This window comes from Burkholderia sp. Bp9004 (assembly GCF_003858025.1).
In the GTDB taxonomy this organism is placed as follows: Bacteria; Pseudomonadota; Gammaproteobacteria; order Burkholderiales; family Burkholderiaceae; genus Burkholderia; species Burkholderia diffusa.
Map to the genome: position 1 here is coordinate 97,383 of NZ_QTQD01000025.1, position 22,708 is coordinate 120,090.

Annotated in this window: 18 protein-coding genes and 1 tRNA gene; all 19 read right to left on the reverse strand. The window is 61.2% G+C overall.

What is annotated here, in order from left to right; translation table 11 throughout:
• Position 1: 1 nt before the first annotated feature.
• A complete protein-coding gene (rplW, locus tag DIE08_RS24760) occupies positions 2–316 on the reverse strand; it encodes a 50S ribosomal protein L23 (RefSeq protein ID WP_004199275.1) in 315 nt (104 codons plus the stop codon).
• On the reverse strand, positions 313–933 hold the full coding sequence (gene rplD / locus DIE08_RS24765) for a 50S ribosomal protein L4 (RefSeq protein WP_006477192.1): 621 nt from the start codon (positions 931–933) through the stop codon (positions 313–315). Before rplD ends, rplW begins: the two co-directional genes overlap by 4 nt.
• Positions 933–1,583: a 50S ribosomal protein L3 gene (gene rplC, locus DIE08_RS24770; protein WP_006752926.1), complete on the reverse strand. Its 651-nt coding sequence runs from the start codon at positions 1,581–1,583 to the stop codon at positions 933–935. The genes rplD and rplC overlap by 1 nt, the downstream gene beginning before the upstream one ends.
• Positions 1,584–1,761: 178 nt before the next feature.
• Positions 1,762–2,073, reverse strand: a complete 312-nt coding sequence (gene rpsJ, locus DIE08_RS24775; RefSeq protein ID WP_004199280.1) for a 30S ribosomal protein S10 — start codon at positions 2,071–2,073, stop codon at positions 1,762–1,764.
• A gap of 286 nt (positions 2,074–2,359) precedes the next feature.
• Positions 2,360–3,550: an elongation factor Tu gene (gene tuf, locus DIE08_RS24780; RefSeq protein WP_006482910.1), complete on the reverse strand. Its 1,191-nt coding sequence runs from the start codon at positions 3,548–3,550 to the stop codon at positions 2,360–2,362.
• Between the two features lie 42 nt (positions 3,551–3,592).
• Entirely contained in the window at positions 3,593–5,695 is a 2,103-nt protein-coding gene (gene fusA, locus DIE08_RS24785) for an elongation factor G (protein ID WP_059535572.1), read from the reverse strand.
• 123 nt (positions 5,696–5,818) lie between these two features.
• Positions 5,819–6,289, reverse strand: coding sequence for a 30S ribosomal protein S7 (rpsG, locus tag DIE08_RS24790; RefSeq protein ID WP_006477195.1), 471 nt, complete (start codon positions 6,287–6,289; stop codon positions 5,819–5,821).
• A 172-nt stretch (positions 6,290–6,461) separates the two neighbouring features.
• Positions 6,462–6,842 carry a 30S ribosomal protein S12 gene (gene rpsL, locus DIE08_RS24795; protein WP_006400662.1) on the reverse strand — a complete coding sequence of 127 codons (381 nt, stop codon included), beginning with the start codon at positions 6,840–6,842 and terminating at the stop codon, positions 6,462–6,464.
• A 227-nt stretch (positions 6,843–7,069) separates the two neighbouring features.
• Positions 7,070–8,917 (reverse strand): DNA helicase RecQ, encoded by a 1,848-nt coding sequence (gene recQ, locus DIE08_RS24805; RefSeq protein ID WP_059599776.1) that lies wholly within the window; start codon positions 8,915–8,917, stop codon positions 7,070–7,072.
• A 243-nt stretch (positions 8,918–9,160) separates the two neighbouring features.
• A complete protein-coding gene (gene rpoC / locus DIE08_RS24810) occupies positions 9,161–13,402 on the reverse strand; it encodes a DNA-directed RNA polymerase subunit beta' (RefSeq protein ID WP_059599775.1) in 4,242 nt (1,413 codons plus the stop codon).
• Between the two features lie 21 nt (positions 13,403–13,423).
• Complete coding sequence (gene rpoB, locus DIE08_RS24815) at positions 13,424–17,530, reverse strand: DNA-directed RNA polymerase subunit beta (RefSeq protein ID WP_059599774.1); 4,107 nt, start codon at positions 17,528–17,530, stop codon at positions 13,424–13,426.
• Positions 17,531–17,907: 377 nt separating this feature from the next.
• Positions 17,908–18,282 carry a 50S ribosomal protein L7/L12 gene (rplL, locus tag DIE08_RS24820; protein ID WP_021161757.1) on the reverse strand — a complete coding sequence of 125 codons (375 nt, stop codon included), beginning with the start codon at positions 18,280–18,282 and terminating at the stop codon, positions 17,908–17,910.
• A gap of 63 nt (positions 18,283–18,345) precedes the next feature.
• A complete protein-coding gene (gene rplJ, locus DIE08_RS24825) occupies positions 18,346–18,843 on the reverse strand; it encodes a 50S ribosomal protein L10 (RefSeq protein WP_059599773.1) in 498 nt (165 codons plus the stop codon).
• Between the two features lie 295 nt (positions 18,844–19,138).
• Positions 19,139–19,837 (reverse strand): 50S ribosomal protein L1, encoded by a 699-nt coding sequence (rplA, locus tag DIE08_RS24830; protein ID WP_059535563.1) that lies wholly within the window; start codon positions 19,835–19,837, stop codon positions 19,139–19,141.
• A complete protein-coding gene (gene rplK / locus DIE08_RS24835; RefSeq protein WP_006400671.1) occupies positions 19,838–20,269 on the reverse strand; it encodes a 50S ribosomal protein L11 in 432 nt (143 codons plus the stop codon).
• Between the two features lie 140 nt (positions 20,270–20,409).
• Positions 20,410–20,967: a transcription termination/antitermination protein NusG gene (gene nusG, locus DIE08_RS24840; protein ID WP_006400672.1), complete on the reverse strand. Its 558-nt coding sequence runs from the start codon at positions 20,965–20,967 to the stop codon at positions 20,410–20,412.
• A 1-nt stretch (position 20,968) separates the two neighbouring features.
• Positions 20,969–21,349 (reverse strand): preprotein translocase subunit SecE, encoded by a 381-nt coding sequence (gene secE, locus DIE08_RS24845; RefSeq protein WP_006482892.1) that lies wholly within the window; start codon positions 21,347–21,349, stop codon positions 20,969–20,971.
• Between the two features lie 42 nt (positions 21,350–21,391).
• Positions 21,392–21,467 (reverse strand) — tRNA-Trp (locus tag DIE08_RS24850).
• A 59-nt stretch (positions 21,468–21,526) separates the two neighbouring features.
• Positions 21,527–22,708, reverse strand: a 1,182-nt coding sequence (tuf, locus tag DIE08_RS24855) for an elongation factor Tu (RefSeq protein WP_034191706.1), incomplete at its 5' end; no start/stop codon positions are given.

Genomic DNA, 22,708 nt, shown 5'->3' on the forward strand with positions numbered 1-22,708 from the left:
ATTACTTGGCCTCCGCTTCAAAGTTGATTTCCTGGCCGGGCTTCAGGCAAACGTACGCCTTCTTCACGTCCTTGCGACGGCCCATCGAACGGCCGAAGCGCTTTTGCTTGCCCTTCTGAACCAGCACGTTGACCGAATCAACTTCAACCTTGAACAGCAGCTCGACAGCCGCCTTCACTTCCTGCTTCGTGGCATCCGGTGCGACTTCGAACACGACTTGCTCGTTCTTGTCGGCAACCAGCGTCGCCTTTTCCGAGATCACCGGTGCGAGCAGGACCTGCATCAAACGATGATCGTTCTTGCGAATCTCGCTCATGACAGCAACTCCTCGATCTGGGCGACCGCAGCCTTCGTGACCAGCACTTTCTTGAAGTAGATCAGCGACAGCGGGTCTGCGTAGCGCGGCTCGACAATCGCCACGTGCGGCAGGTTGCGCGAAGCCAGGTACAGGTTCTCGTCGACCGTGTCCGTAATGATCAGCACGGAGTCGAGACCCATGGTCTTGAATTTGTCAGCCAGCAGCTTGGTCTTCGGCGCTTCGAGGATGATGTCCTCGACGACCGACAGACGACCTTCACGGGCCAGCTGCGAGAAGATCGAGCAGAGACCTGCGCGATGCATCTTCTTGTTGACCTTGTGCGAGAAGTTTTCTTCCGGCGAGTTCGGGAAGATGCGACCACCGCCACGCCACAGCGGGCTCGACGACATACCGGCACGAGCGCGGCCCGTACCCTTCTGACGCCACGGCTTCTTGGTGGTGTGCTTGACTTGCTCACGGTCCTTCTGTGCGCGGTTACCTTGGCGAGCATTCGCCTGGTACGCGACGACGACCTGGTGGATCAGCGCTTCGTTGTAGTCACGACCGAACACGACGTCCGACGCGTTGACCACTGCACCTTCCTGACCATTTTCGTTCAGGAGCTTGAGTTCCATTATTTCGCCCCCTTGGTCTTGACGGCCGGCGTCACGAAAACCTTGCCGCCCTTCGCGCCCGGAATCGCGCCCTTGACGAGCAGCAGCTTGCGCTCTGCGTCGATACGAGCGATTTCGAGGTTCTGCACCGTCACCGTAACGTCACCGAGGTGACCCGTCATGCGCTTACCCGGGAAAACGCGACCCGGATCCTGCGCCATACCGATCGAGCCCGGCACGTTGTGCGAGCGCGAGTTACCGTGGGTGGCACGGCCGGAGGAGAAGTTGTAACGCTTGATCGTACCAGCGTAGCCCTTACCGATCGACACGCCTTGCACGTCGACCTTCTGGCCCACTTCGAAAAGATCAGCACCGACCACGGCGCCATTCGACAGCTCTGCTGCCTTGGCCGCGTCAATGCGGAATTCCTTGAGGATTTCACCGGCTTCGACACCGGCTTTGGCGAGATGACCTGCCAGCGGCTTCGTCACGCGCGATGCGCGGCGGGAGCCGAATGCAACCTGCACGGCCGTGTAGCCGTCGGTTTCAACAGTCTTGATCTGCGTCACGCGGTTGTCCGACACGTCCAGCACGGTGACGGGAATCGAATCCCCTTCAGCCGTGAAGATACGGGTCATGCCAACCTTGCGACCTACGAGTCCAAGGCTCATCATTTTCTCCATTCCCGACTGCGATTGGTCGGGGCTGATTTACAAAATGCCGGGCACGCAAGGCCCAACTTTTTTACGCGAATACGCGAAAAGCCAAGCAGTATAGCCCGACTTCTCGATTTCCGCAAGCAATACAAAGACTTAGCACCACCCAGCAATCTGGATGGCGCCGAAAGCCTTACTGCAGCTTGATTTCCACGTCGACGCCAGCCGGCAGATCGAGCTTCATCAGCGCGTCAACCGTCTTGTCGGTCGGATCGACGATGTCCATCAGGCGCTGGTGGGTACGGATTTCGAGCTGATCGCGCGACGTCTTGTTGACGTGCGGCGAGCGCAGGATGTCAAAACGCTGAATGCGCGTCGGCAGCGGCACCGGGCCACGGACGATTGCGCCAGTCCGCTTCGCGGTATCGACGATTTCGGCAGCCGATTGATCGATCAGACGATAGTCGAAGGCCTTCAGGCGAATGCGGATTTTCTGTTGCTGCATGACGATTCCTTGAAAAGAGCGAGGCGATGTTGCATCGCCGGACACTAAAAGAACGCGAAACCTGTTGCCTGCGGGGAGCGAGGCGCCAGCTTCCGAACGGCACTTCCACTGCTAAGCCCGCGATTCTACACGAAAAATCGGAGTGGTGGTGTGCGTTTGTCAATACCGCAACGCGCACGCCACAAAGACAAAACCGGGTGCCAGATCAAACTGGACACCCGGTTTCGACGGTACGACTGCCTACCGTGGAATCGCGGACCCCGGAGGGATCCGCGGATCGTCGATGTTACTCGATGATCTTGGCGACGACGCCGGCGCCGACGGTACGGCCACCTTCGCGGATTGCGAAGCGCAGACCTTCTTCCATCGCGATCGGAGCGATCAGCTTCACCGTGATCGACACGTTGTCGCCCGGCATCACCATTTCCTTGTCCTTCGGCAGCTCGATCGAGCCCGTCACGTCCGTCGTACGGAAGTAGAACTGCGGACGGTAGTTGTTGAAGAACGGCGTGTGACGGCCGCCTTCGTCCTTGCTCAGCACGTACACTTCAGCCGTGAAGTGCGTGTGCGGCGTGATCGAACCCGGCTTCGCCAGAACCTGGCCACGCTCCACGTCTTCACGCTTCGTGCCGCGCAGCAGGATACCCACGTTGTCGCCTGCCTGACCTTGGTCCAGCAGCTTGCGGAACATTTCAACGCCCGTGCAGGTCGTCTTCACCGTCGGCTTGATACCGACGATTTCGATTTCCTCGCCGACCTTCACGATGCCGCGCTCGACACGACCCGTCACCACCGTACCACGGCCCGAGATCGAGAACACGTCTTCCACCGGCATCAGGAACGCGCCGTCAACTGCACGCTCCGGCGTCGGGATGTACGTGTCCAGTGCGTCTGCCAGGCTCATGATCGCCACTTCGCCCAGCTCGCCCGTGTCGCCTTCCAGCGCCAGCTTCGCCGAACCCTTCACGATCGGCGTGTCGTCGCCCGGGAAGTCGTACTTCGACAGGAGTTCGCGAACTTCCATCTCGACCAGCTCGAGCAGTTCAGCGTCGTCCACCATGTCGCACTTGTTCAGGAACACGATGATGTACGGAACGCCAACCTGACGCGCCAGCAGGATGTGCTCACGCGTTTGCGGCATCGGGCCGTCTGCTGCCGAGCAAACCAGGATCGCGCCGTCCATCTGCGCCGCACCCGTGATCATGTTCTTCACATAGTCAGCGTGGCCCGGGCAGTCGACGTGTGCGTAGTGGCGGTTTGCCGTTTCGTACTCGACGTGTGCCGTGTTGATCGTGATGCCGCGCGCCTTTTCTTCCGGTGCCGCGTCGATCTGGTCGTACGCCTTCGCTTCGCCGCCGAACTTCTTCGTCAGAACCGTCGTGATCGCTGCCGTCAGCGTCGTCTTGCCGTGGTCAACGTGACCAATCGTACCAACGTTGACGTGCGGCTTGGTCCGCTCAAACTTTTCTTTTGCCATGATTCTCTTCTTTCAAAAAATAATCGGTTGGTAGCTACAGATTTACTTCGACTTCGCGCTGATGATCGCTTCAGCAACGTTGCGCGGAGCTTCAGCGTAGTGCTTGAACTCCATCGTGTACGTTGCACGACCTTGCGTCAGCGAACGCAGCGACGTCGAGTAACCGAACATTTCCGACAGCGGCACTTCGGCGCGAACGATCTTGCCGCCGCCAACCATGTCTTCCATGCCCTGGACGATGCCGCGACGGCCCGACAGGTCGCCCATCACGTTGCCCATGTAGTCTTCCGGCGTCTCGACTTCGACAGCCATCATCGGCTCGAGGACGACCGGGTTCGCCTTGCGCATCGCTTCCTTGAACGCCATCGAACCGGCCATGCGGAACGCGTTTTCGTTCGAGTCAACGTCGTGGTACGAACCGAACGTCAGGTGAACCTTCACGTCGACGACCGGGAAGCCAGCCAGCACGCCCGACTTCAGCGTGTCCTGGATACCCTTGTCGACCGCCGGGATGTATTCACGCGGAATCACACCACCCTTGATCTCGTCGAAGAACTCGTAGCCCTTGCCTTGTTCGTTCGGCTCGAGCGTGATGACCGCGTGACCGTACTGGCCGCGACCACCCGACTGTTTGACGAACTTGCCGTCGACGTCCTTCGCCGTCGAACGGATCGTTTCGCGGTATGCAACCTGCGGCTTGCCGACGGTCGCTTCCACGCCGAATTCACGCTTCATCCGGTCAACCAGAATTTCGAGGTGGAGCTCGCCCATGCCCGAAATGATGGTCTGGCCCGACTCTTCGTCGGTCTGCACGCGGAACGACGGGTCTTCCTGCGCCAGACGGTTCAGCGCGAGGCCCATCTTTTCCTGGTCAGCCTTGGTCTTCGGCTCGACAGCCTGCGAAATCACCGGCTCCGGGAACACCATGCGCTCGAGAACGATCGGGTTCGCCGGGTCGCACAGCGTGTCGCCCGTGGTCGCTTCCTTCAGGCCGACCGCAGCAGCGATGTCGCCTGCGCGGACTTCCTTGATTTCTTCACGCTGGTTCGCGTGCATCTGCAGAATACGGCCGAGGCGTTCCTTCTTGCCCTTGGTCGAGTTCAGCAGCGTGTCGCCCGAGTTGACGACGCCCGAGTACACACGGAAGAAGATCAGCTGGCCGACGAACGGGTCGGTCATGATCTTGAACGCGAGCGACGAGAACTTCTCGTCGTCCGACGCCTTGCGCTCCGCTTCTTCGCCGTTTTCGAGCTCGCCCTTGACCGGCGGGATGTCGACCGGCGACGGCAGGAAGTCGATCACGGCGTCGAGCATACGCTGCACGCCCTTGTTCTTGAACGCGGTACCACACAGCATCGGCTGGATTTCGCACGCGATCGTACGGTCGCGCAGAGCCTTGACGATGTCGGCTTCCGGCAGATCGCCTTCTTCCAGGTACTTGTTCATCAGGTCTTCGCTGGCTTCAGCAGCCACTTCGACCATCTTTTCGCGCCATTCCTTGCAGGTCTCGGCGAGCTCGGCCGGGATGTCGACGTAGTCGAACTTCGTGCCTTGCGACGCTTCGTCCCAAATGATCGCCTTCATCTTGATCAGGTCGACCACGCCCTTGAAGTTTTCTTCCGAGCCGATCGGCACCACGACCGGAACCGGATTCGCCTTCAGGCGCAGGCGGAGCTGGTCGTAGACCTTGAAGAAGTTCGCGCCGGTACGGTCCATCTTGTTGACGAACGCGAGACGGGGCACCTTGTACTTGTTAGCCTGGCGCCACACCGTTTCCGACTGCGGCTGCACGCCGCCCACTGCGCAGTACACCATGCACGCGCCGTCGAGCACGCGCATCGAGCGCTCCACTTCGATCGTGAAGTCGACGTGCCCCGGGGTGTCGATGATGTTGATGCGGTGTTCCGGATAGTTGCCGCCCATGCCCTTCCAGAAGGCCGTGGTAGCAGCGGACGTGATCGTGATGCCACGCTCCTGTTCCTGCTCCATCCAGTCCATCGTGGCTGCGCCGTCGTGAACTTCACCGATCTTGTGGTTCACACCGGTGTAAAACAGAATGCGCTCGGTCGTCGTCGTCTTGCCGGCGTCGATGTGAGCGCTAATACCGATATTGCGGTAGCGCTCGATAGGAGTCTTGCGAGCCACTTTGATCCTCTACTGGGATGACACGATGCAGCCCTGCTGCATCATGCTTCAACACAAACGGGCGAGGCGCCTGAAAAGCGCACCCGCCCGGAATTTATTTCCGCTAACAGCCCAGCCAGGCGCTTAGAAACGGAAATGCGAGAACGCGCGGTTGGCTTCTGCCATGCGGTGAACTTCATCGCGCTTCTTCATCGCGCCGCCACGGCCTTCGGCCGCTTCGGAGAGTTCACCTGCCAGGCGCAGGGCCATCGACTTCTCGCTGCGCTTCTTCGCAGCCTCACGCAGCCAGCGCATCGCCAATGCCATACGACGCGACGGGCGCACTTCGACCGGAACTTGATAGTTGGCACCACCAACGCGACGGCTCTTCACTTCGACCACCGGCTTCACGTTGTTGAGCGCAACGGTGAACACTTCCAGCGGGTCCTTGCCACCCTTGGTCTGGATTTGTTCGAATGCGCCATAAACGATGCGCTCTGCGACCGACTTCTTGCCGGACAGCATCAGCATGTTCATGAACTTGGCTACATCAACGTTGCCGAACTTCGGATCCGGCAACACTTCCCGCTTGGGGACTTCGCGACGACGCGGCATGATTCTTCCTTTACCTGTTCAGTTGGAGCTGCATTCAGCCCCACGGCCACCAACAAACCCGATCACATCTTCACGACTAACCAGCTTGGCCGGGTGACCACTTACTCGACAGCACCGGCAATCCGGCACTCCCGCCTTGACCGCCCTGCGGCGATCCCTGATCAAAAACTGCTTACTTGGCAGCCTTTGCACGCTTCGCGCCGTACTTCGAGCGCGCTTGCTTACGGTCCTTGACGCCCTGGGTATCCAGCGAGCCGCGAACCATGTGGTAACGCACACCCGGCAAGTCCTTCACACGGCCGCCGCGGATCAGCACAACCGAGTGTTCCTGCAGGTTGTGGCCTTCACCGCCGATGTACGAAATCACTTCGAAGCCGTTCGTCAGACGAACCTTGGCGACCTTACGGAGTGCCGAGTTAGGCTTCTTCGGCGTCGTCGTGTACACACGGGTGCACACGCCGCGACGCTGGGGGCAGTCCTGCAGGGCCGGGCTCTTGCTCTTCGTCGTTTCCGACTGACGGCCTTTGCGAACCAGTTGGTTGATGGTTGGCATTGTTTATTCCTGAAATTGAACAAAATCTGCACATCGATTTCGGGCAAAGCGAGAATCGACGCACAGTTGATTTCCGAACTGGCGATACGGACACGAACTTTCGAACGCGGCTCGACCCACCGAATACCGGAACCCAGCATCATATGCCGGAAATGCCAACGAAGTCAACGGCTTGCGTGATTTGCCAACCGCGCGGGCGGTTTACCGGAAGGGTCGGAACACCTGTGTCATGCCGATTCGACGACGTCGATGATTTCGTCGCCGAAGCGTTCCAGCTTGCGCACACCCATGCCGGGGATATGGCGCAGGTCGTCGATCGTCTCCGGCGCATTGCGCGCAATTTCGGCCAGCGTCGCGTCGTGGAAGATCACGTAGGCCGGCACGCCGTCGGACTTCGCGGTTTCCGCGCGCCACGCGCGCAGCGCATCCCAGCGTGCGCGCTCGCGCGTGCCCATGCCGGCCGTCGGGTCGACCCGCGTGCCGCTGCGGCTCGACGACTGGCGCGTGCGCTGCGGCTTCACGTAGCGGCGCAGCGTGACCTTCTCCTCGTTCTTCAGCACCGGCTTCGCGGCCTCGGTCAGCATCAGCGCGCCGAAGCCGCCATGGTCGACCGCCAGATAGCCATACGCCACGAGCTGCCGGAAAATCGCGCGCCACTCGGGCTCGGACAGCGACGCGCCGATCCCGAACGTACTGAGCTGGTCGTGGCCGCGCTGCAGCACCTTCTCGGTGCGGCCGCCACGCAGAATCTCGATCAGATGGCTCGAGCCGAAATTGAAGCCGCTCGCGCGCTGCGCGCGGAATACGCACGACAGCGCCATCTGCGCCTCGCGCGTCGCGTCCCACGAATCGGGCGGTTCGAGGCACGTGTCGCAGTTGCCGCACGGGTGGCTCGCCTCGCCGAAGTAGTTCAGAAGCCGCACGCGCCGGCACGAGATCGTCTCGCACAGTCCGAGCAGCGCATCGAGCTTCGACGTCTGTACGCGCTTGTGCGCGTCGTCCGCATCGGACTCGTCGATCATCTTGCGCTGCTGGACGACGTCGCCGAGCCCATACGCCATCCACGCGTTTGCCGGCATCCCGTCGCGGCCCGCACGGCCGGTTTCCTGGTAGTAGCCTTCGACACTCTTCGGCAAATCGAGGTGGGCGACGAAGCGCACGTCCGGCTTGTCGATGCCCATGCCGAACGCGATGGTCGCGCACATCACGATGCCTTCCTCCCGCTGGAACATTTCCTGGTGCTTCTGCCGCACCTCGAACTCCATCCCCGCGTGATACGGTAGCGCGCGCACGCCCTGCGCCTTGAGCCATTCGGCCGTTTCCTCGACCTTGCGGCGCGACAGGCAGTAGACGACACCGGCGTCGGTCGTGCCGTCGGCATTCGTGTGTTCGGCGCGGATGAAATCGAGCAACTGCGAACGCGCGTTGTCCTTTTCGACGATCCGGTAGCGGATGTTCGGGCGGTCGAAGCTCGACACGAACACGCGGGCGTCGTCGAGCGCGAGACGATGGATGATCTCGTCGCGCGTGATCGCATCGGCCGTCGCGGTCAGCGCGATACGCGGCACCGACGGGAACCGCTCGTGCAGCACCGACAACTGAATGTATTCCGGACGGAAATCGTGCCCCCATTGCGACACGCAGTGCGCTTCGTCGATCGCGAACAAGCCGATCTTCGCGCGCTCGAGCAGGTCGAGGAAGCGCCCCGTCATCAGGCGCTCCGGCGCGACGTACAACAGGTCGATTTCGCCTTCGCGCAGCGCACGCTCCGTGGCCGCGGCCTCGGCGCCCGACAGCGTCGAGTTCAGGTAGGCCGCGCGCACGCCGACTTCGCTCAACGCCGCGACCTGGTCCTGCATCAGCGCGATCAGCGGCGACACGACGATGCCGGCGCCCTGCCCGGCCTCGCGGCGCAGCAGCGCCGGAATCTGGTAGCACAGCGATTTGCCGCCGCCAGTCGGCATCAGCACGAGGCAATCGCCGCCGCCGGCGACGTGTTCGACGATCTCGCCCTGCTGGCCGCGAAATGCGGAATAACCAAAGACTTCGTCGAGGATTTCGAGGGCGCGGGACATGAATGATGAGAACGAGGACGGCGGAACGATGACCGCGATTTTAACAACCCGCTCGCGCGACGCGCGGCGAATCGTGCAACGTTGGCCGATCGGCAGGGTTCGTGCACGCGCATGACGGGCCTGCGCAAGCGTGCGGCAAGCCCGTCATGCACGTGAACGACGTATAAAAAAAACCGCCCGGCGAACCGGGCGGTTTCGATGACAGCGAATACGCAACGTGAGGCGGCTCGCGCCGCCCCGCGCTTATTCGGCTGCCGGGTGTTGCGGCTCTTCCGCAGGCGCGCTCGGCGTGCCGAAGTCGAATGCCTCTTCCGCTGCGATCTGATCGAAACGCTCGCGATCGGACATCTCCTTCGCCTTGCGTGCCTTGTGGAACGCGAGACCCGTACCGGCCGGGATCAGACGGCCGACGATCACGTTTTCCTTCAGGCCGCGCAGATCGTCGCGCTTGCCCATGATCGCCGCTTCGGTCAGCACGCGGGTCGTTTCCTGGAACGATGCCGCGGAGATGAACGAGTCGGTCGACAGCGACGCCTTCGTGATACCGAGGAGCACGTTGTCGTACGACGCCGGACGCTTGCCCTCGGCGATCATGCGATCGTTCTCGTCCAGCATGTCGGAACGCTCGACCTGTTCGCCCGGGATGAAGCGCGTATCACCGTTGTCGGTGATCTGCACACGACGCAGCATCTGGCGAACGATCACCTCGATGTGCTTGTCGTTGATCTTCACGCCCTGCAGACGATACACGTCCTGCACTTCGTCGACGATGTAGCGCGACAGCGCCTCGATACCCTGCAGACGCAGGATGTCGTGCGGATCGGCCGGGCCGTCCACGATCATTTCGCCCTTGTTGACGACCTGAGCATCGTGGACCAGCACCTGCTTTTCCTTCGCGATCAGGAACTCGTGCTGATTGCCTTCGAGGTCCGTGATGACGAGACGCTGCTTGCCCTTCGTGTCCTTGCCGAACGACGTCGTGCCGGTGACTTCCGCGAGAATGCCGGCATCCTTCGGCGAACGCGCTTCGAACAGTTCCGCCACCCGCGGCAGACCGCCGGTAATGTCACGCGTCTTCTGCGCTTCGGTCGGGATACGTGCAAGCACTTCACCCACCTGCACTTGCTGGCCGTCCTTCACGGTGATCAGTGCACCGACCTGGAAGCCGATCTGCACTGCGTGTTCCGTGCCCGGGATCTTCACTTCTTCGCCGTTCGCGTCGAGCAGCTTCACCTGCGGACGCACGCTCTTCGAAGCTTGCGAACCGCGACGCTTCACGTCGATCACGACCAGCGTCGACAGGCCGGTCACGTCGTCGATCTGCTTCGCGACGGTTACGCCTTCCTCGACGTTCTCGAACTTCACCGTACCACCGTACTCGGTGATGATCGGACGCGTCATCGGATCCCACGTCGCCAGCTGCGTGCCGGCCTTGATCGCCGCACCGTCGAGCTGCAGCAGCGTCGCGCCGTACGGGATCTTGTGACGTTCGCGCTCGCGGCCGATATCGTCGGTGATCAGCGCCTCGCCCGAACGCGAGATGACGATCTGTTCGCCCTTCGCGTTGGTGACGTAACGCATCGTCGCCGTGAAACGCACGATACCGTTGCTCTTCGCTTCGACCGACGACGCCACTGCCGCACGCGATGCCGCACCACCGATGTGGAACGTACGCATCGTCAGCTGCGTGCCCGGTTCACCGATCGACTGTGCCGCGATCACGCCGACTGCTTCGCCGACGTTCACGAGCGAGCCGCGGCCGAGGTCACGGCCGTAGCAGGCTGCGCACAGACCGTAACGCGTTTCGCAGGTCAGCGGCGTGCGCACGCGCACTTCGTCGATGCCGAGGCGTTCGATTTCCTCGACCGCCGTTTCGTCGAGCAGCGTGCCCGATTCGTACAGCGTTTCCTGCGTTTCCGGGTTCACGACGTCCGCGACCGCGACGCGGCCGAGGATACGGTCGCGCAGTGCCTCGACGACTTCACCGCCTTCGACCAGCGCCTTCATCGCCACGCCGTTCGACGTGCCGCAATCGTCCTCGACCACCACCAGATCCTGCGTGACGTCGACGAGACGACGGGTCAGGTAACCCGAGTTTGCCGTCTTCAGTGCCGTATCAGCCAGACCCTTACGTGCACCGTGGGTCGAGATGAAGTACTGCAACACGTTCAGGCCTTCGCGGAAGTTCGCGGTAATCGGCGTCTCGATAATCGAGCCGTCCGGCTTCGCCATCAGGCCACGCATACCGGCCAGCTGACGAATCTGCACCGCCGAACCCCGGGCGCCCGAGTCGGCCATCATGTAGATCGAGTTGAACGACTCCTGGCGCGTCTCGTTGCCGTCGCGGTCGATCACCGGCTCCGTCGACAGCTGCTCCATCATCGCCTTGCCGACCGCTTCCGACGTCGCCGACCAGATGTCGACCACGTTGTTGTAGCGTTCCTGGGCGGTGACGAGACCCGACATGTACTGGCGGTCGTACTCCTTCACCTTCTTCGCGGCGTCGCCGACGATCGTTTCCTTCTGCGGCGGCACGAGCATGTCGTCCACGCAGATCGAAATGCCGGCGCGCGTCGCGAGACGGAAACCCGACTGCATCAGCTGATCGGCGAACACCACCGTCGCGCGCAGACCGCACTTGCGGAACGCCGTGTTGATCAGGCGCGAGATTTCCTTCTTCTTCAGCGGCTTGTTCAGCACCGAGAACGGCAGGCCGTGCGGCAGGATCTCCGACAGGATCGCGCGACCGACGGTCGTCGCGTACAGCGTGATCTTCGGCACGAATGCCGGTGCGCCTTCCGACTTGTCTTCGTTGTGGACCATTTCGGTGATCCGCACGTTGACGCGCGATGCCAGCTCGACTTCCTTGTTCTCGTACGCGCGGATCACTTCCGACACGCCGGTGAACGACAGGCCTTCGCCCTTGCCGTTGATCGCTTCGCGGGTCGCGTAGTACAGACCCAGCACGATATCCTGCGACGGCACGATCGACGGATCGCCGTTGGCCGGGAACAGCACGTTGTTCGACGCCAGCATCAGCGTGCGCGCTTCCATCTGCGCTTCGAGCGACAGCGGCACGTGAACGGCCATCTGGTCACCGTCGAAGTCGGCGTTGAACGCCGCGCAGACGAGCGGGTGCAGCTGGATCGCCTTGCCTTCGATCAGCACGGGCTCGAACGCCTGGATACCGAGACGGTGCAGCGTCGGCGCACGGTTCAGCATCACCGGGTGCTCGCGGATCACCTCTTCGAGGATGTCCCACACCACCGGCGTCTGGTTCTCGACTTCCTTCTTCGCCGCCTTGATGGTCGTCGCGACGCCCATCACTTCCAGCTTGTTGAAGATGAACGGCTTGAACAGCTCGAGCGCCATCAGCTTCGGCAGACCGCACTGGTGCAGCTTCAGCGTCGGGCCGACCACGATGACCGAACGGCCCGAGTAGTCGACGCGCTTGCCCAGCAGGTTCTGACGGAAACGACCGCCCTTGCCCTTGATCATGTCGGCGAGCGACTTCAGCGGACGCTTGTTCGCGCCCGTCATCGCCTTGCCGCGACGACCGTTGTCGAGCAGCGAGTCGACGGCTTCCTGCAGCATCCGCTTTTCGTTGCGGACGATGATTTCAGGGGCCTTCAGCTCGAGCAGACGCTTCAACCGGTTGTTACGGTTGATCACGCGGCGATACAGGTCGTTCAGGTCCGACGTCGCGAAACGGCCGCCGTCCAGCGGCACGAGCGGACGCAGTTCCGGCGGCAGCACCGGCAGCACTTCGAGGATCATCCACTCGGGCTTGATGCCCGAGCGCTGGAATGCCTCGAGGACCTTCAGGCGCTTCGCGTACTTCTTGATCTTCGCTTCCGAGCCGGTGTTCTTCAGCTCGGTGCGCAGCGTCTCGACCTGCTCGTCGATATTGATCGCGCGCAGCAGTTCACGCACGCCTTCCGCGCCCATCTCGGCACGGAATTCGTCGCCGTATTCCTCGACCTTGTTGTAGTAATCCTCTTCGGTCATGATCTGCCGCGCCTTCAGCGGCGTCATGCCCGGTTCGATCACCACATACGCTTCGAAGTACAGCACGCGTTCGATGTCGCGCAGCGTCATGTCGAGCACCATGCCCAGACGCGACGGCAGCGACTTCAGGAACCAGATGTGCGCGACCGGCGAGGCCAGTTCGATGTGGCCCATGCGTTCGCGACGCACCTTCGCCAGCGTCACTTCGACGCCGCACTTCTCGCAGATCACGCCGCGGTGCTTCAGACGCTTGTACTTGCCGCACAGGCACTCGTAGTCCTTGATCGGCCCGAAGATCTTCGCGCAGAAGAGACCATCGCGTTCCGGCTTGAACGTACGGTAGTTGATGGTCTCCGGCTTCTTCACTTCACCGAACGACCACGAACGGATCTTGTCGGGCGAGGCCAGACCGATCTTGATCGCGTCGAAAACTTCTTCCTGTTGGACTTGCTTGAATAGATCGAGCAGAGCTTTCATTGCTTTCTCTCCGTAGTCCGATTAATTGCGGTCGAGATCGATATCGATACCGAGCGAGCGGATTTCCTTCACGAGCACGTTGAAGGATTCCGGCATGCCTGCATCGATCACGTGATCGCCCTTGACGAGGTTTTCGTACACCTTCGTCCGGCCGGTCACGTCGTCCGACTTCACCGTCAGCATTTCCTGCAGCACGTAGGACGCGCCGTACGCTTCGAGTGCCCACACTTCCATTTCACCGAAACGCTGGCCACCGAACTGCGCCTTACCGCCCAGCGGCTGCTGCGTGACGAGCGAGTACGGGCCCGTCGAACGCGCGTGCATCTTGTCGTCGACCAAGTGGTGCAGCTTCAGGTAGTGCATGTAGCCGAGCGTCACGCGACGTTCGAACATTTCACCCGTGCGGCCGTCGTACAGGCGGACCTGGTTCTTCGACGGGTTCATGCCGAGCTGTTCCGCGATGTCGTCCGGGAACGCGAGGTCGAGCATCTTGCCCATTTCTTCCTCGGTCGCACCGTCGAACACCGGCGTTGCGAACGGCACACCTTCGCGCAGGTTCTTCGCGAGTTCGAGGATCTCGTCGTCGGTGAAGCTTTCCAGATCTTCCTGGCGGCCCGACTCGTTGTAGATCTTCGTCAGGAACACGCGCAGTTCCTCGATCTTCGCCTGACGCTGCAGCATTTCGCCGATACGCCAGCCGAGGCCCTTCGCGGCCCAGCCGAGGTGCACTTCCAGAACCTGACCCACGTTCATCCGCGACGGCACGCCGAGCGGGTTCAGCACGACGTCTGCCGGACGGCCGTCGGCCATGTACGGCATGTCTTCGATCGGGACGATCTTCGACACGACACCCTTGTTACCGTGGCGGCCTGCCATCTTGTCGCCAGGCTGCAGGCGGCGCTTCACCGCGAGGTACACCTTGACCATCTTCAGCACGCCCGGCGGCAGTTCGTCGCCTTGCGTGAGCTTCTTGCGCTTCTCTTCGAACGCGAGATCGAACTGGTGACGCTTTTCTTCGATCGAGTTCTTGATCGCTTCGAGCGATGCCGCTGCTTCGTCGTCCGCGAGGCGGATGTCGAACCAGTGGTAGTGGTCGAGGTCTTCCAGGTAAGCCTGGTCGATCTTCGTGCCCTTCGCGAGCTTCTTCGGACCGCCGTTCGCGACCTTGCCCACGAGCATCCGTGCGAGGCGCTGGAACGCGTCGCCTTCCACGATGCGCAGCTGGTCGTTCAGGTCGAGGCGGTAGCGCTTCAGTTCGTCGTCGATGATCTGTTGCGCACGCTTGTCGCGCTGGATGCCTTCACGCGTAAATACCTGGACGTCGATCACGGTGCCGCTCATGCCCGACGGCACGCGCAGCGACGTGTCCTTCACGTCCGAAGCCTTCTCGCCGAAGATCGCGCGCAGCAGCTTCTCTTCCGGCGTCAGCTGGGTCTCGCCCTTCGGCGTGACCTTGCCGACCAGCACGTCGCCCGCTTCGACTTCCGCACCGATGTACACGATGCCCGATTCGTCGAGACGGCCGAGCTGGACTTCCGCCAGGTTCGAGATGTCGCGCGTGATTTCTTCCGGCCCGAGCTTCGTGTCGCGTGCAACGACGTTCAGCTCTTCGATGTGGATCGACGTGTAGCGATCGTCGGCCACGACCTTCTCCGAGATCAGGATCGAGTCCTCGAAGTTGTAGCCGTTCCACGGCATGAACGCGATCAGCATGTTCTGGCCGAGCGCGAGCTCGCCCAGGTCCGTCGATGCGCCGTCGGCCAGCACGTCGCCGCGCGAGACCTTGTCGCCCATCTTCACGATCGGACGCTGGTTGATGTTCGTGTTCTGGTTCGAACGCGTGTACTTGATCAGGTTGTAGATGTCGACACCGACTTCACCCGCGACCGCTTCGTCGTCGTTCACGCGAATCACGATACGGCCTGCGTCGACATAGTCGACGACGCCGCCGCGGAACGCCTGAACCGTCGTGCCCGAGTCGACCGCACAGGTGCGCTCGATGCCCGTACCGACGACCGGCTTTTCCGGACGCAGACACGGCACGGCCTGACGCTGCATGTTCGAACCCATCAGTGCACGGTTCGCGTCGTCGTGCTCGAGGAACGGGATCAGCGAAGCTGCAACCGACACGATCTGCGACGGCGCGACGTCCATGTACTGGATGCGATCCGGCGTGACCATCATCGTTTCGCCGGCTTCACGCGACGACACGAGTTCGTCGACCAGCGTGCCGTTCTCGTCGATCGCGGCGTTCGCCTGCGCGATCATGTAGCGGCCTTCCTCGATCGCCGACAGGTAGTCGATCTGGTCGGTCACCTTGCTGTCCACGACCTTGCGGTACGGCGTCTCGAGGAAGCCGTACTCGTTCAGGTGCGCATACAGTGCGAGCGAGTTGATCAGACCGATGTTCGGACCTTCCGGCGTTTCGATCGGGCACACGCGGCCATAGTGGGTCGGGTGCACGTCACGCACTTCGAAGCCTGCGCGTTCGCGCGTCAGACCGCCCGGGCCCAGTGCGGAAACACGGCGCTTGTGCGTGATTTCCGACAGCGGGTTGGTCTGGTCCATGAACTGCGACAGCTGCGACGAACCGAAGAACTCGCGGATCGCCGACGAAATCGGCTTCGAGTTGATCAGGTCATGCGGCATCAGGTTTTCGCTTTCGGCCTGGCCGAGGCGTTCCTTGACCGCGCGCTCGACACGCACGAGACCCGCGCGGAACTGGTTTTCCGCCAGTTCGCCGACGCAACGCACGCGACGGTTGCCGAGGTGGTCGATGTCGTCCACTTCGCCCTTGCCGTTGCGCAGTTCGACGAGGATCTTGATCGTCGCGAGGATGTCGTCGTCCTGCAGCGTCATCGGGCCGGTGATCTCGTCACGGCTGACGCGGCGGTTGAACTTCATACGGCCGACCTTCGACAGGTCGTACGCTTCTTCGCTGTAGAACAGACGGTTGAACAGCGCCTCGACCGCTTCTTCGGTCGGCGGCTCGCCCGGACGCATCATGCGGTAGATCGCGATGCGCGCGGCCGTCTTGTCGGTCGTTTCGTCGACACGCAGCGTCGACGAGATGTACGGACCCTGGTCCAGATCGTTCGTATAGAGCGTCTGGATGTCCTTGATGCCCGCTTCACGCAGCTTCTCGAGCACGCTTTCCGTGACTTCGTCGTTCGCGCTCGCGATCACTTCGCCGGTATCGCCATCGACGACGTTCTTCGCCAGCACGCGGCCGAGCAGATAGTCTTCCGGCACCGAGATGAACTTGGTCTTGGCGGCTTCGAGGTCGCGAATGTGCTTCGCGTTGATCCGCTTGTCCTTCTGGACGATGACCTTGCCATCACGATCCGTGATGTCGAAACGCGCGACTTCACCACGCAGGCGCTCGGGCACGAACTCGAGTTGTGCGCCTTCGTCCATCAGCGTGAAGTTGTCGAATACGAAGAAGTTCGCGAGGATCTGTTCCGGCGTGAGGCCGATGGCCTTCAGCAGGATCGTGACCGGCATCTTGCGGCGACGGTCGACGCGGAAGTACAGGATGTCCTTCGGATCGAATTCGAAGTCGAGCCACGAGCCGCGGTACGGAATGATCCGTGCCGAGAACAGCAGCTTGCCCGAGCTGTGCGTCTTGCCCTTGTCGTGTTCGAAGAACACGCCCGGCGAACGGTGCAGCTGCGAGACGATGACACGCTCGGTGCCGTTGATGACGAACGAGCCCGTCGGCGTCATGAGCGGCATTTCGCCCATGTACACTTCCTGCTCTTTCACTTCCTTGACGACCGGCTTGTTCGGCGATTCCTTGTCGAGGATGACAAGGCGGACCTTCGCGCGCAGCGCGGAGCAGTACGTCAGGCCACGCTGCTGGCATTCCTTGATGTTGAATGCCGGCGAGGACAGCGCATAGCTCACGAACTCGAGGCGCGCGAAACCGTTGTGCGAAACAATGGGAAATACCGATGTGAACGCGGCCTGCAAACCTTCAGGCTTGCGTTGTGTGGCCGGCACATCGGCTTGCAGAAACGTGCTGAATGATTCAAGCTGGGTGGCCAGCAAGAACGGAACTTGGTGAACGATGGGGCGCTTCGCGAAACTCTTGCGAATGCGCTTCTTCTCGGTGAAGGAATATTGCATACGATCTCCGAATCACGGCGGGTGCTATCGAGGCGGAATACCTGGACGTTTCAAACCCGAGTGTTCACCGACTGAGACCCGATGGCCGTCCAACGGCTTGAACGAGCCGAGAAGCTTGGTGGTTGGCCGCTACCAACCGCTGGCTGACGGCAGCGGATGCCTGTGTTGCCCGCTACCCGACCAAACTTGCCTTCTGCAGTCGCTTCAGAAGACAAAGAGAAACGCCGATCGCGACCATTGATTACGATTCGGCGGTTTTCTTTGGCCTCTGGGGCCGATTATTCGGGCTCCCGAATGAGTGCCAGAATAACGTCCCCACAAAGCACAAAAAGGCCGGCGGTGAAAATACCGCCAGCCTTCGCACAGCGCGTCGAAACTTACTTGACTTCGACCTTTGCGCCTGCTTCTTCCAGCTTCTTCTTGGCTTCTTCAGCAGCAGCCTTGTCGACGCCTTCCTTGACAGCCTTCGGTGCGCCGTCAACGACGTCCTTCGCTTCCTTCAGGCCGAGACCCGTCAGTTCGCGAACTGCCTTGATGACTGCAACCTTGTTGCTGCCTGCTTCAGCCAGAACGACCGTGAATTCGGTCTTCTCTTCTGCAGCAGCAGCAGCGCCGCCGCCTGCCGGGCCAGCGACTGCCACTGCAGCTGCCGACACGCCAAACTTCTCTTCGAACGCCTTGACCAGTTCGTTCAGTTCCAGAACGGTCATCCCTTCGACTGCTGCCAGGATGTCTTCTTTTGCGATTGCCATTTGAAATACTCCTAAATTGAATTCGGATACAGCCAGCGATCAGTGACGCTGATGCTCGCTCGATTACGCAGCTTCTGCTTGCTTCTTCTCGGCCAGCGCGGCAAGAGCACGCGCGAAGCCCGAAACAGGCGATTGCATAACGAACAGCAGCTTCGAGAGCAGTTCTTCACGGCTCGGGATGCTTGCCAGCGCTTGCACGCCAGCCTTGTCCATCACCTTGCCATCGAACGAACCAGCCTTGATGACCAACTTGTCATTGCCCTTGCTGAAGTCGTTGACGACCTTAGCAGCAGCAATTGCATCTTCCGAGATGCCGTAGATCAGGGGGCCAGTCATCTGCTCTGCCAGCGGAGCAAACGGCGTACCTTCAACAGCGCGACGCGCCAGCGTGTTCTTCAACACGCGCAGGTAAACCTGTTGCTCACGCGCTTTCGCGCGCAGCTTGGTCAGATCGCCAACCGCAATTCCACGATACTCAGCCAGCACAACGGTCTGGGCCTTCGCGACTTGCGCGGCAACCTCAGCGACGACGGCTTGCTTGTCTTCTCTATTAAGCGGCACGGTTAGCCTCCAGAAACGATACGTTCGGCACGAAACCTCACGTACCTCGTTCAACAACGGCGTCCGACCTCGTTAGGAGTATTTCCACCTCACGCCGGGAATCGCTTCACGGCCTGCGGCTTCACCACTGCAAAACTTTTTCGGGTTCGCCATCTGCGTTGGCTTGAATTAAGGGATCGCCTGCCTGCTGCGCCCCACCAACGGTCTTTGATAACCGGTTGCCCGCCTTGCTGCACGAACAACCGCCCAAAGCCCATGTAGGCCGCTTCGCGAACGAAGCGGCCCGAATACTTGCTTACTGTGCTGCCAGCGTAGCCTGGTCGACACGCACGCCGACACCCATCGTGCTCGACAGTGCGATCTTGCGCAGGTAGACGCCCTTGCTCGTTGCCGGCTTGGCCTTCTGCAGCGCTTCGATCAGTGCCGACAGGTTCGAACGCAGTGCGGTCGATTCGAACGATGCACGGCCGATGGTCGCGTGAATGATACCGGCCTTGTCGACACGGAATTGCACCTGACCAGCCTTCGCGTTCTTGACTGCAGTCGCAACGTCCGGCGTGACCGTGCCGACCTTCGGGTTCGGCATCAGGCCGCGCGGGCCGAGGATCTGACCGAGCGTACCGACGATACGCATCGTGTCCGGCGAAGCGATCACGATGTCGAAGTCCATCTGGCCAGCCTTGATCTGCTCAGCCAGGTCTTCCATACCGACGATTTCCGCGCCTGCTGCACGAGCCTGCTCGGCCTTGTCGCCTTGTGCGAACACGGCAACGCGAACCGACTTGCCCGTACCTGCCGGCAGAACGACCGAACCACGAACGACCTGGTCCGACTTCTTCGCGTCGATGCCGAGCTGCACTGCGACGTCGATCGATTCGTTGAACTTCGCGCTCGCGCATTCCTTCACGAGTGCCAGTGCGTCTTCGATCGCGTACAGCTTCTGACGGTCGACCTTGGCGGCGAATGCCTGACGGCGCTTGGAGATCTTAGCCATTTACACGCCCTCCACAGTGATGCCCATCGAGCGTGCGCTACCAGCGATGGTGCGAACGGCTGCGTCCAGATCAGCTGCCGTAAGGTCCGGCATCTTGGTCTTCGCAATTTCTTCGGCTTGAGCGCGCGTGATCGAACCGACCTTGTCGGTGTGCGGCTTGCTCGAGCCCTTGTCCACCTTCGCCGCCTTCTTGATCAGGACGGTCGCCGGCGGCGTCTTCATCACGAACGTGAAGCTCTTGTCAGCGTATGCCGTGATGACCACCGGCACCGGCAGACCCGGCTCCATGCCTTGAGTCTGCGCGTTGAACGCCTTGCAGAACTCCATGATGTTCAGGCCGCGCTGACCCAGTGCCGGACCGACCGGCGGCGACGGGTTGGCTTTACCTGCAGGGATCTGCAGCTTGATAAAGCCGACAATCTTCTTTGCCATTTGTAAACCTCGTTGGAACGCCAAGCGGCGTTCGGTGAGTGATAACGCGCTTTCGCCGCTGGCTACTGACGCTCCTCAACGGCCATAACGCGAGCCGTAAGCGCGAAGGTGGGCAGCCGAGGCTGCCCACCGAATCGGGATCAAACTTTTTCGACCTGACCGAACTCGAGTTCGACCGGGGTAGAGCGGCCAAAGATGGTGACCGACACACGCACGCGCGATTTTTCGTAGTTGACTTCCTCGACAGTGCCGTTGAAGTCCGTGAACGGGCCTTCCTTGACACGCACCATCTCGCCAACTTCGAACAGGGTCTTCGGGCGCGGCTTCTCGACGCCTTCCTGCATCTGCGACATGATCTTTTCGACTTCCTTCGGGGAAATCGGGGTCGGGCGGTTACGCGCACCGCCGACGAAACCCGTGACCTTGGCCGTGTTCTTCACGAGGTGCCACGTTTCGTCCGTCATCTCCATTTCCACCAGCACGTAGCCGGGGAAGAAACGACGCTCGGTTACAGCCTTGTGGCCACCTTTGACTTCGACCACTTCTTCGGTCGGAACCAGGATCTGACCGAATTTATCCTGCATGCCAGCACGTTCGATGCGCTCTTGAAGCGCGCGCTGCACGCTCTTCTCCATACCGGAGTAGGCGTGCACGACGTACCAACGCTTTCCGCTCGGGGATGCCGGAGTATCGCTCATATCATTTCCAACCCAGAATCGCCGAGAAAATCACCCATTCGATCGATTTGTCACTCAACCAGAGGAAAATCGCCATCACGAGCACGAAACCAAACACGACGAGTGTGGTTTGCGTTGCCTCCTTGCGGGTGGGCCAAACGACCTTGCGGACTTCCTTGTACGAATCCTTGGCAAACGCGATGAGGCTCTTGCCAGGTGCGGACATCAGGCCGACGGCCACGCCGGCGATAATACCTACCGCCAATGCGGCACCGCGGACGTACCACTGCTGATTGGCCAGCCAGAAGAAGCCCACGAATCCGGCCAAGACCAGCAATACGCCCAGGGCCAGCATCAGCTTATCGCCGGAGGTATTTACAGTTTCGACGGATGGATTCGCCATAACACCTTAAAACAAATGCCACGTGGGACACGTGGCGATTTTTGGCAGGGGCAGAGGGAATCGAACCCCCAACCTTCGGTTTTGGAGACCGACGCTCTGCCAGTTGAGCTATACCCCTAAACCATGCTGGGGCCGGCTGATGCCAGCCCCAAAACTGTCGATCAACGAATAACTGGCTTACTCGATGATCTTGGCGACGACGCCGGCGCCGACGGTACGGCCGCCTTCGCGGATTGCGAAGCGCAGACCTTCTTCCATCGCGATCGGAGCGATCAGCTTCACCGTGATCGACACGTTATCGCCCGGCATCACCATTTCCTTGTCCTTCGGCAGCTCGATCGAGCCCGTCACGTCCGTCGTACGGAAGTAGAACTGCGGACGGTAGTTGTTGAAGAACGGCGTGTGACGGCCGCCTTCGTCCTTGCTCAGCACGTACACTTCAGCCGTGAAGTGCGTGTGCGGCGTGATCGAACCCGGCTTCGCCAGAACCTGGCCACGCTCCACGTCTTCACGCTTCGTGCCGCGCAGCAGGATACCCACGTTGTCGCCTGCCTGACCTTGGTCCAGCAGCTTGCGGAACATTTCAACGCCCGTGCAGGTCGTCTTCACCGTCGGCTTGATACCGACGATTTCGATTTCCTCGCCGACCTTCACGATGCCGCGCTCGACACGACCCGTCACCACCGTACCACGGCCCGAGATCGAGAACACGTCTTCCACCGGCATCAGGAACGCGCCGTCAACTGCACGCTCCGGCGTCGGGATGTACGTGTCCAGTGCGTCTGCCAGGCTCATGATCGCCACTTCGCCCAGCTCGCCCGTGTCGCCTTCCAGCGCCAGCTTCGCCGAACCCTTCACGATCGGCGTGTCATCGCCCGGGAAGTCGTACTTCGACAGGAGTTCGCGAACTTCCATCTCGACCAGCTCGAGTAGTTCAGCGTCGTCCACCATGTCGCACTTGTTCAGGAACACGATGATGTACGGAACGCCAACCTGACGCGCCAGCAGGATGTGCTCACGCGTTTGCGGCATCGGGCCGTCTGCTGCCGAGCAAACCAGGATCGCGCCGTCCATCTGCGCCGCACCCGTGATCATGTTCTTCACATAGTCAGCGTGGCCCGGGCAGTCGACGTGTGCGTAGTGGCGGTTTGCCGTTTCGTACTCGACGTGTGCCGTGTTGATCGTGATGCCGCGCGCCTTTTCTTCCGGTGCCGCGTCGATCTGGTCGTACGCCTTCGCTTCGCCGCCGAACTTCTTCGTCAGAACCGTCGTGATCGCTGCCGTCAGCGTCGTCTTGCCGTGGTCAACGTGACCAATCGTACCAACGTTGACGTGCGGCTTGGTCCGCTCAAACTTTTC